This window comes from Deinococcus pimensis DSM 21231 (assembly GCF_000519345.1).
Taxonomy (GTDB): Bacteria; Deinococcota; Deinococci; order Deinococcales; family Deinococcaceae; genus Deinococcus_A; species Deinococcus_A pimensis.
The window spans coordinates 140,695-150,087 of sequence record NZ_KI912633.1 but is presented as its reverse complement, the minus strand read 5'-3'; the positions used below and the strand labels follow the sequence as shown (position 1 = coordinate 150,087).

The following is a 9,393-nucleotide window of genomic DNA, read 5'->3' as shown; positions in this document are numbered from 1 at the left end:
GCCTCTTCGCGGGACGTGGCGGCGCGGACCTCGTACGGATCGGCGGGAACGTCGTCGTGGAAGGGCACGTGAGCGGCAACGTCATCGCGCTCGGCGGGAACGTCGTGCTGAACCCCGGCGCCCGCGTGGACGGCCAGGCCGTGGCCTTCCTCGGGGACGTGCGGCAGGAGCGCGGCGCCCGAGTGGAGGGGCCCGTGAGCGCCCTGCTGGGGGACGTGGCGGGCGCGCGGCAGGGCCTCGTGACGCGTCCCGCTGCTGTCGCTGGGCACCGTGAGTGCCTTCCAGCCGCTGCTGGCGTGGCTGGGCGGGGCCGCCTGGACGCAGATCTACGTCGCGGCGCTCGGCGCGATCACGCTGCTGCTGTTTCTCAGCGGCGTCGCCACGCGGCTCGCGCGCAGGCAGCGGCACGCGCCCGTCCGGACCTTCGCGATCGGGGCGCTCGTCGTGGGCGTCGTGGTGCCGCCCCTCGTGCTGGGCAGCGTGAGCGGCTTCCTCGTTCCGGCCTTCGCGGGCGGCGTGCTGCTGCTGCTCGCCATGAGCGTCGGCCTGAGCGTCAGCCTGCAGGACGCGGGCCGCACCGTCGCGCGGGCGCTGCGCCTACCGCAGGCGGACGTGCTCGGCGCGGTCCTGGGCCTGGCGGCCTTCGCGGCGACCCTCGGCGTCCCCGCGCTCGGCTTCGCCGTGTGGGCGCTCGGTGGTGTGTGGGGCACGGGCGCGCTGCTGCTCGCCCGCCCCGGCCTGAGGACCTGACCGTCCCGACATCCGGCGTGGGCCGATCTGGTCCACGCCGGTCCGATGAGTGGAGAGACGCGTTGACGGCCCGGAGAAGCGGAGGGCCGCCCCGGAGCGTTCCGCAGGCAGCCATGAGTGGAGAGACGCGTTGACGGCCCAGAGAAGCGGAGGGCCGCCCCGGAGCGTTCCGCGGCCCTCGTCAGAAGTCCGAGCCGGTGTCGGGGTCGCGTCCGTGCGCGCGGTCGAGGTCCATGACGGCCTGCCGCTGCTCGTCCGCCTCGCTGCTCCCGAGGGCGTCGGGCGTGACGGTGGCGCCCGCGGTGGGTGTCATGGGCGGCAGGTTGGGGTCCATGCGCACGCCCCGCCCGAGCAGGTCTCCCCGGTCGTCGGGGGTGGCGTCGCGGTTCTCGTCCCGGCGCTGTTCGGTGTCGTCGATCATGCCTTCAGGATGCGGCGCACGGGTGCGAGGTCCATCGGGCGAGGGCCAAGCGCGGTTTATCCACCGCCGTCCGCGCGGTGATAGAACGCAGCCATGCTCGCCCGTCTGCTGCTGCCCCTCGCGCTCGCGCTCGCCGCGCCCTCCCCCGCCCCGTTCGCCACGCCCGCGGAGGGCTTCCGGATGGTGCTGCTGAGCGACTTCAACGGGCCGTACGGCGCGACGACGTACCCCGCGCCGCTCGCGCGGGTCATGGGCCGCGTCGTGAACGAGTGGAGGCCGGATCTGCTCGTCTCGGCGGGCGACGTGGTGGCCGGGCAGAAGCTCTCCCTGACGGACGCCGCGCGCCGCGCGATGTGGGCGGCCTTCGACCGGGACGTGGCCGCGCCCCTCAGGAACGCCGGGATCCCGGCGGCCTTCGCGGTGGGCAACCACGACGGTTCGTCCGCGCGGCGTCCGGACGGCTCGTTCACCTTCCGCGCGGACCGGGACGCGCTCGCGGCGTACTGGGCCGCGCGTCCGCCCACGCTGGACCTCGTGGAGCGCTCGCGCTTCCCCTTCGAGTACACCTTCGTGTTCCGCGGGGTGTTCTTCGTGATCCTCGACGCGAGCAGCAACCGGGTGGACCGCGCGTGGCTGGAGCGGCAGCTCTCGTCGCCCGAGGCGCGCGGCGCGGCGATGCGGATCGTGGTGGGGCACCTGCCCCTGTACGGCGTGAGCACCGAGCGCGACAACGCGGGCGACACGCTGCTCGGCGCGGAGGACCTGCGCGCCCTGATGGAGAGGTACGGCGTGCTGGCCTACGTCAGCGGTCACCACGCGGCGTACTACCCGGGTCGGCGGGGGAAGCTCAACGTGCTCGCCACGGGCGGCGTCGGCGGGCGGGACTACGTCGGTACGCGCGGCACGGCGCGCAGCACCGTCACCGTCGCGGACGTGGACACCCGGGCGGGCGTGGTGCGTCTGCGCACCTTCGACGCCGCGACGGGCGCGGAGGTGGACGTGAACACGCTCCCGTCGCGCCTGAACGGCGTGAACGGGAGCGTGGAACGCGTGCCGGAGCTGCGCTGAGGCCTTACTCGGCGGTGTAGGTCTTCTCGATGGGCAGGCCGACGCCGTTGCCCCACTCGGTCCACGAGCCGTCGTAGTTGCTGACCTTCGGGTAGCCGAGCAGCTGCGTCAGCACGAACCACGAGTGGCTGCTGCGTTCCGCGATGCGGCAGTACGCGATGATCTCCTTGTCGGGCGTGACGCCCTCGGCCTCGTAGAGCGCGCGGAGCTCGTCGGGGGTCTTGAAGGTGCCGTCCTCGTTGACGGTGCGGGCCCAGGGGATGTTGCGCGCGCCGGGGATGTGACCGCCGCGCAGCACGCCCTCCTGCGGGTAGTTGGGCATGTGGGTGACCTTGCCGCTGAACTCGTCGGGGCTGCGGACGTCCACCATGGCGCCCGTTCCGGCGCGGACCTTCTCGATGTGCGCGCGGACCTCGTCGCGGTAGGCGCGGATGCTCTCGTCGCGCTGCCCGACGGGGTAGGTGGTGGGCGTGACCTCGGTCGCGTCGGTGGTGAGGGGGCGGTTCTCCGCGACCCACTTCTGACGTCCGCCGTTGATGATCTTGGCGTTGGTGTGCCCGTTGTACCGGAAGAACCAGTAGGCGTACGCGGCCCACCAGTTGCTCTTGTCGCCGTAGAGCACGACGGTGGTGTCCGGGGTGATGCCGAGGCGGCCCATCAGGGCGGCGAACTCCTCGGGCCCGATGAACTCGCGCATGACGGGGTCCCAGAAGTCGAGCTGCCAGTCGACCTTGACGGCGCCGGGCGCGTGGCCGGTTTCGAAGAGCAGGATGTCCTCGTCGACCTCCACGAAGCGGACGCCGGGATCGCCGAGGTGCTGCTCGGCCCAGTCGGTGGAGACCAGCACGTCGTGCGCGTAGCCGGTCCGGTTGTCTTCGGTATGGGTCATGGTGGTCCTCCTCGGCGTCATTGTAACCACGCGGAAGGATTGTTGACAAAAATCGTCAAGTTGGTCCGGAGCACCTTGTGCGCCCCGGCGGACCGCTAGAGTGTGCCCATGACCGACGCCGCCATGCCCGAAAAGCTCGAGGGCATCGTCAAGATGTTCAAGAGCCTCCCGCGCAACATGCGCCTGCAGGCGCTGCTGGAGTACTCCCGCAAGCTGCCCGAGCTGCCCGCCGAGTACAGGGACCACCCCGAACGCATGGAGCAGGTGCCCGAGTGCGTCAGCCCCTTCTTCCTCGCGACGGAGGTGGAGGACGGCCACGTGCGGATGTACTTCGACGTGCCCGCCGAGGCGCCCACCGTGCGCGGCTTCGCCGGGATCCTCACCGAGGGTCTGCGCGGCGAGAGCCCCCAGCACGTCCTGAACGTCCCCGACACCTTCTACTTCGACATGGGCCTGCAGGAGCTCATCACGCCCAACCGCCTCAACGGCATGCACGCCATCCTGCGCCGCCTCAAGAACCAGGTGCAGGCGCACGCCTGAAGCGAAACGGAAAGGCGGGCCAGAGGGTGACCTCCGGCCCGCTCCTCGTGAACCCTAGCGGTCGGTGAGCTCCGCGAGACGGTGCCCGGCGCGGTCCCGCACCTGGAAGTACCCTCCCGGCTGACGCGCCGCCCAGCGCAGCAGCCCCGCGAAATCCGAGCCCTGCCTCACCGGGTCCGGGTCGAGGGAGCGGGCGTCGCGGCCCCAGTACACGGCGAATTCCGGCGCTTCCTCCGCGCCGGTCCAGCGGACGTCGGCGTCATCCTTCACGAACGCTCGTGACATGCCCTCATTGCAGCAGCATTCACGGTCCGGGGGGTGACCCGACGGGCAAGGCGGGTTGCTGCTCATCTCAGCCGCGCAACACCCGCCGAGCTCACCGCCCGCGCGAGGACCACGGAAGGCCGGGCGGCACGCGTGTCGGCGTCGGCGCGGTCTTGAGCGGGCCTTCAGCCGGGCTTCGCAATCGGGCACCCGTGACAACCGCCACGTCCCGAAGGTGGTACACCTCCCCCAGATGCCCTACCTGCCCCTGGAGGACTACGGCCTGATCGGAGACATGCGCACCGCCGCGCTCGTGGGCCGTCACGGCGGCGTGGACTGGTGGTGCTACCCGCACTTCGACAGTCCCAGCGTGTTCGCCGCGATCCTCGACGACGAGCGCGGCGGGCGCTTCCTCATCGAACCCGCCACCCCGTACGAGCGCTCCCGTCAGATGTACCTGCCCGACACGAACGTCCTCTCCACCGTCTTCCTCGGGGAGCAGGGCGTCCTGACCGTCACGGACTTCATGCCCGTCCCGGAGGAGGCCCGCGTGAGCCTCAACCGGCCGCTCGGGGAGGGCGGGCCACCGCCGCGCCTCATGCGGCGCGTGCAGGCCGTCGGGGGGCCCGTGGCCGTGCGCGTCACCTGCCGTCCCGCCTTCGACTACGCCCGGGCCACGCACGAGCTCACCCTGGACGGGCATCACGCGGTCTTCCGCTCCCCGGACCTCACGCTGCACCTGCACGGCGACCGCCCCCTGCGGGACGCGGGGGACGGCGGCGTGACCGTGGAGTTCACGCTGCGCGAGGGCGAGGAGGCCCGCTTCGTCCTCGGTGCGGACGACGCGGACGAGACGCACCGCTTCGGGCCGCTGGAACGCGACACGCTCGCGTTCTGGCGGTCGTGGCTCAGGGGGTGCCGCTACGACGGCCTGTGGCGAGAGCAGGTGCGGAGAAGCGCCCTCGTCCTCAAGCTCCTGACCTTCGCCCCGACGGGCGCGATCGTCGCGGCGCCCACCACGTCCCTGCCGGAACGCGTCGGCGGGGAACGCAACTGGGACTACCGCTACATGTGGCCGCGCGACGCGGCCTTCACGGTGTACGCCCTGCTGCGGCTCGGCTTCACGGCGGAGGCCAAGGCCTTCAACGACTTCGTCGAGGCCCGCTCCAAGGAGGGGCACACCGGCACGGTCTCCCCCATCTACCGTATCGGCGGGGACGGCGACCTCGACGAGCAGACCCTGGGCCACCTCTCCGGCTACCGGGATTCCAGGCCCGTGCGGATCGGCAACGGCGCGGCGCACCAGTCGCAGCTCGACGTGTACGGCGAGCTGCTCGACGCGATCTACCTGTACAACAAGCACGGCGAGCCCCTCTCCTACGACGAGTGGACCGAGGTGCGCCGCATCCTCGACTGGGTCTGCGACCACTGGAGCGAACCCGACGACGGCATCTGGGAGGTCCGCAGCGGGCGGCGTCCGCACGTCCTGTCGCGCGTGATGTGCTGGGTGGCGCTGGAGCGCGGCGTCCGCATCGCGCTGCAGCGCGGCCTGCCGGGGCCCCTGGAGCGCTGGCGCGAGCAGCGCGACCTCATCTACGAGGAGGTCATGACGCGCGGCTACCGCGAGGAGCTCGGCGCGTTCACGCAGGCGTACGACGAGGACGTCATGGACGCCGCGAACCTGCTGCTGCCCCTCGTGAAGTTCGTCGGGCCGCGCGACCCGCGCTGGCTCGGCACGCTCGACCGCATCCAGAAGGAGCTCGCGGTGGGCCCGCTGGTGTTCCGCTACCGCCTCGACCGGGGCGCCGTGGACGGCCTCGCGGGCGAGGAGGGCGCGTTCCTGGCGTGCTCGTTCTGGCTGGTGGAGTGCCTCGCGCGCGCCGGGCGGCTGGAGGAGGCCCGCACGAAGTTCGACCGCCTGCTGAGCTTCGCGTCCCCGCTGGGTCTGCTGTCCGAGCAGGTGTCCGTGGGCGGCCTGCTGGTGGGGAACATGCCGCAGGCCCTGTCGCACCTCGCGATGATCTCGGCGGCGTTCCAGCTCGACCGTTCCCTCAGCGAACGCTAGCGCGTGTGTGAACGGGCGTTGAGGCGCGCCCTCACCCCCACACCGCGCGTCGGAGCAGAGTGAGGAGGCTCCACCGGACGTGACCTCCCCCTCCCGGGGAGCCTCCCGAAATGTCACCCATCACGCGCCCGCGCCATGCCGGGGCGTCCACGACCCTCGCGCCAGAAACGACGTCACCCATGACCACACAGCCCATCCCCACGGCGGGACGGCAGCTTCGCCGTCTCGCGAGATCCGTCTTCGGCTACAAGTCCCTGCGTGAAGGGCAGGAGGAGGCGATCCGCTCCGTCCTCGCCCGTCACGACACCCTCGCGGTCATGCCGACCGGCAGCGGCAAGTCCGCCGTGTACCAGCTCGCCGGGATGGCCCTGGACGGGCCGACGCTCGTCATCTCGCCCCTCATCGCGCTCCAGCAGGACCAGGTGTCCGCCCTGGACGAGCACGCCGAGGACACGGGCCGCGCGGCCCTGCTGAACTCCACGCTGAGCGCGGCGGCGCGCGAGGAGACGATGCGCGCCTTCGAGACGGGCGAGCTGGAGTTCCTCTTCCTCGCGCCGGAACAGCTCGCGAACGAGGAGACCGTCGCGCGGTTGCGCGCCGCGAAGCCCAGCCTGTTCGTGGTGGACGAGGCGCACTGCGTGAGCGAGTGGGGCTTCGACTTCCGCCCGGAGTACCTGCGGCTCGGCTCGGCCGTGGAGGCGCTCGGGCGGCCCGTCGTGCTGGCCCTCACCGCGACCGCCGCGCCCCCGGTACGCGCCGAGATCGTCGAGCGGCTCGGGATGCGCGAGCCGAACGTCATCGTGAGCGGCTTCGACCGCCCGAACCTGGAGCTGTGCGTCAGCAGCTACGAGGACGACGGCACGCGCCGCGCGGACCTGCTGGACTACGTGGCGCGGTCCGCGAAGCCCGGGCTGGTGTACGCCAGCACGCGCCGCAAGTCCGAGGAGATCGCGGAGGCGCTGTGCGCGCGCGGTCTGCGGGCGCGCGCCTACCACGCGGGCATGAAGCCGCAGGAGCGCGAGGAGACGCAGGTCGCGTTCATGGACGACGAGCTGGAGGTGGTCGTCGCGACGACCGCGTTCGGGATGGGCATCGACAAGCCCAACGTGCGCTTCGTGGCGCACGCGGACCTGCCGGGCTCGGTGGACGCGTACTACCAGGAGGTGGGCCGCGCGGGCCGCGACGGCGAGGACGCCGAGGTGCACCTCTTCTTCTGCGAGCGGGACCTGCGCCTGCGCCGCTTCTTCGCGCAGAGCACCCCCATGGAGGCCGACGACCTGGAGCGCGTGCTGCGCCTGCTGGAGATCGCGGGCCGCGCGGTGACCACCAAGGCCCTCGCGCAGGAGACGGGGCTCGCGCAGACGAAGTTCCTCGCGGCGCTCAGCCGTCTGGAGGAGGTCGGCGCGATCGAGATGACGCGCGGCGGACGCGTGAAGCTGTGCCGGACCGTGTCGGGCGACGCGCTCACGGACGCCGCGTCGGAGGCCGCGTCCCATCAGGAGCACCGCCGCGAGTACGAACGCTCCCGGCTGGAGATGATGCGCGGCTACGCCACCACGGCGGGCTGCCGCCGCGAGTACCTGCTGAGCTACTTCGGGGAGGCCTTCGACCCGCCCTGCGGACGCTGCGACAACTGCCGCGCGGGACGCGTCAGCGCCCGTGACGAGGACGCGCCCTTCCGAGTGGGCGAGCGGGTGCGTCACCCGGGCTTCGGGGACGGTCAGGTGGTGCGGCTGGAGGAGGGCAAGGTGACGGTGCTCTTCGACGAGCGCGGCTACCAGACGCTCGCGCTGGCGGTGGTGCTGGAAAACGGTCTGCTGGAGGAGGCTGAGGGCTGACCTCCGAGGCGGACGCGAAGCTCAGTCGAGCTTCGCGTCCGCCTCGCGCTGCGCGCGGTGCAGCGTCGGCCACATCAGCAGCGCGAGCGACGCGACCCAGGCCACCCCGAGGCCCCAGCCCGCGAGGACGTCCGTGGGGTAGTGCGCGCCGAGGTACACGCGGGTGTAGCCCATCACGAGCGCGTAGAGCGCGCCGAGCACCACGGTGAGCCCACGGAAGCGGGTACGCCACGTCAGCGCCACGAGCGTCGCGGCGAGCGCGGCGGCGGTCATGGCGTGCCCGCTCGGGAAGGACGCGTCGTCGGCGTGCCACAGGCGCGTCACGTCCATGGGGCGCTCGCGGTGGAAGAAGAGCTTGAGGAGGAAGTTCAGGAGCGCCGCGCCGCACACGCCCGCCACGACGAACACCGCCGAGGCGCGCGCCCGTGTCCAGATCCAGGCGGCGAGCAGCAGCACGACGGGCAGCGTGGCGCTCCACGCGCCGACGACGCTGACGCCATAGGCGACCTTCGTGAGGAGCGGGGGCGCGCCCCCGCGCAGCGCGACCATGAAGGGCGCCTCCCAGGGGAAGGCCTGGCGCTCGTAGACGTCCTTGGCGATGTCGCCGACGCCGAGCAGGGGAATCAGGACGAACAGCAGGAAGCCGAGGGCCCGGCGGACCCTCGGTCTGGGTGTGGGGCGTTCACGCGGGCCCCGGGAGGTCTCACGCACACCTCCAGTGTGGGGCGGGCGCGCTCACGCCTCGCGGTCAGGTGGCGAAAGACGGCTTCATGCTCGCGCGGCGGGCGAGCAGGGCCCAGCCGAGCGCGAGGAGCGCGAGGACCGCGCCGAGCGTCGGCATGAGCGCCGCGCCGCTCAGGGCGGTCCCGCCGAGCACCGCGCCGAGCGACAGGCCGAGCGCGGTGACGCTGATCATCGCGCCCGCCACTCGGCCGCGCAGGTGGCCCGGCACGAGGAGCTGCACGCGGGTGATCGCGGCGACGTCGCCGATGCCGAGCCCGAGACCCGCGAGGGCCGCGCCCGCGAACCACGCGGCGGGCAGGGGCAGCGCGAGGGCGGCCACGCCGAGCGCGAGGAGCGCCACCGCGACGCCCACCTGCGCGTCGAGGCTCACGCGGCGCGAGATCAGTCCGACGAGCAGGATGCCCGCGAGCGCGCCGCCCGACACGAAGGCCTCGAAGAGGGCGTAGCCGCCCGCGCCCGCGCCGCTGGTGGTCATGAAGACGGGCGCGCGGACGTTCACGACGTTCAGCGAGAGGTTGAGGGTGAAGGTGAGGGCGAGCAGGGCGAGCAGCACCGACTGCGAGCGCAGCACGTTCAGGCCCTCCATGAGGTCGCGCAGGAAGCGCGGCTCGCCGTGCCCGTCGGCGGCGGGCGGCAGGGCGGGCAGCAGCGCCGCCGACGAGCAGCATCACGGCGTACGCGGGCGCGGCGAGCAGCCGCGTTACGTCCGTGCCGAGGGTGCTCGCGAGGACGCCGCCGAGCCCGTACCCGGCGAGCGGGAGGCCCATGGCGGCCCCGGCGGTGAGGCTGTTGGCGCGCGCGAGCAGGTCGCGGT

The 9,393-nt window shown here is 72.6% G+C and carries 12 protein-coding genes; 6 read left to right on the top strand and 6 right to left on the bottom strand.

The window, feature by feature from the left end; all coding sequences use genetic code 11:
• Nucleotides 1–269, bottom strand: a 269-nt coding sequence (locus DEIPI_RS40875; RefSeq protein ID WP_211238246.1) for a hypothetical protein, incomplete at its 3' end; no start/stop codon positions are given.
• Nucleotide 270: 1 nt separating this feature from the next.
• Between DEIPI_RS40875 and DEIPI_RS35330 the strand changes: the two genes are divergently transcribed.
• Nucleotides 271–750 carry a hypothetical protein gene (locus DEIPI_RS35330; protein ID WP_027481102.1) on the top strand — a complete coding sequence of 160 codons (480 nt, stop codon included), beginning with the start codon at nucleotides 271–273 and terminating at the stop codon, nucleotides 748–750.
• 181 nt (nucleotides 751–931) lie between these two features.
• On the opposite strand, the gene DEIPI_RS0105320 is transcribed toward DEIPI_RS35330, so the two are convergent.
• Nucleotides 932–1,171, bottom strand: a complete 240-nt coding sequence (locus DEIPI_RS0105320; protein ID WP_027481101.1) for a hypothetical protein — start codon at nucleotides 1,169–1,171, stop codon at nucleotides 932–934.
• Nucleotides 1,172–1,264: 93 nt separating this feature from the next.
• Here DEIPI_RS0105320 and DEIPI_RS0105315 point away from each other — a divergent pair, with 93 nt between their 5' ends.
• Nucleotides 1,265–2,239, top strand: a complete 975-nt coding sequence (locus DEIPI_RS0105315) for a metallophosphoesterase family protein (RefSeq protein WP_027481100.1) — start codon at nucleotides 1,265–1,267, stop codon at nucleotides 2,237–2,239.
• A gap of 4 nt (nucleotides 2,240–2,243) precedes the next feature.
• Here the strand turns inward: DEIPI_RS0105315 and DEIPI_RS0105310 are convergent, their stop codons facing one another.
• Nucleotides 2,244–3,128 carry a sulfurtransferase gene (locus tag DEIPI_RS0105310; protein WP_027481099.1) on the bottom strand — a complete coding sequence of 295 codons (885 nt, stop codon included), beginning with the start codon at nucleotides 3,126–3,128 and terminating at the stop codon, nucleotides 2,244–2,246.
• Nucleotides 3,129–3,236: 108 nt separating this feature from the next.
• Between DEIPI_RS0105310 and DEIPI_RS0105305 the strand changes: the two genes are divergently transcribed.
• Nucleotides 3,237–3,668, top strand: coding sequence for a SufE family protein (locus tag DEIPI_RS0105305; RefSeq protein WP_027481098.1), 432 nt, complete (start codon nucleotides 3,237–3,239; stop codon nucleotides 3,666–3,668).
• A gap of 54 nt (nucleotides 3,669–3,722) precedes the next feature.
• On the opposite strand, the gene DEIPI_RS0105300 is transcribed toward DEIPI_RS0105305, so the two are convergent.
• Nucleotides 3,723–3,953 (bottom strand): hypothetical protein, encoded by a 231-nt coding sequence (locus tag DEIPI_RS0105300; protein WP_027481097.1) that lies wholly within the window; start codon nucleotides 3,951–3,953, stop codon nucleotides 3,723–3,725.
• Between the two features lie 232 nt (nucleotides 3,954–4,185).
• On the opposite strand from DEIPI_RS0105300, the gene DEIPI_RS0105295 reads away from it, so the two are divergent.
• Both DEIPI_RS0105295 and DEIPI_RS0105290 read left to right on the top strand, forming a co-directional pair.
• Nucleotides 4,186–5,997, top strand: coding sequence for a glycoside hydrolase family 15 protein (locus DEIPI_RS0105295; protein ID WP_027481096.1), 1,812 nt, complete (start codon nucleotides 4,186–4,188; stop codon nucleotides 5,995–5,997).
• A 179-nt stretch (nucleotides 5,998–6,176) separates the two neighbouring features.
• On the top strand, nucleotides 6,177–7,835 hold the full coding sequence (locus DEIPI_RS0105290) for a RecQ family ATP-dependent DNA helicase (RefSeq protein WP_027481095.1): 1,659 nt from the start codon (nucleotides 6,177–6,179) through the stop codon (nucleotides 7,833–7,835).
• A 21-nt stretch (nucleotides 7,836–7,856) separates the two neighbouring features.
• Here DEIPI_RS0105290 and DEIPI_RS28730 read toward each other — a convergent pair whose 3' ends face one another.
• Together DEIPI_RS28730 and DEIPI_RS0105280 are read right to left on the bottom strand one after the other, a co-directional pair.
• A complete protein-coding gene (locus DEIPI_RS28730) occupies nucleotides 7,857–8,546 on the bottom strand; it encodes a phosphatase PAP2 family protein (RefSeq protein WP_045233685.1) in 690 nt (229 codons plus the stop codon).
• Nucleotides 8,547–8,583: 37 nt separating this feature from the next.
• A complete protein-coding gene (locus DEIPI_RS0105280) occupies nucleotides 8,584–9,165 on the bottom strand; it encodes an MFS transporter (protein WP_027481094.1) in 582 nt (193 codons plus the stop codon).
• On the opposite strand from DEIPI_RS0105280, the gene DEIPI_RS40870 reads away from it, so the two are divergent.
• The coding region (locus DEIPI_RS40870) for a hypothetical protein (RefSeq protein ID WP_211238245.1) at nucleotides 9,164–9,393 on the top strand (230 nt) is incomplete at its 3' end. The two genes, DEIPI_RS0105280 and DEIPI_RS40870, sit on opposite strands and share 2 nt — an antisense overlap.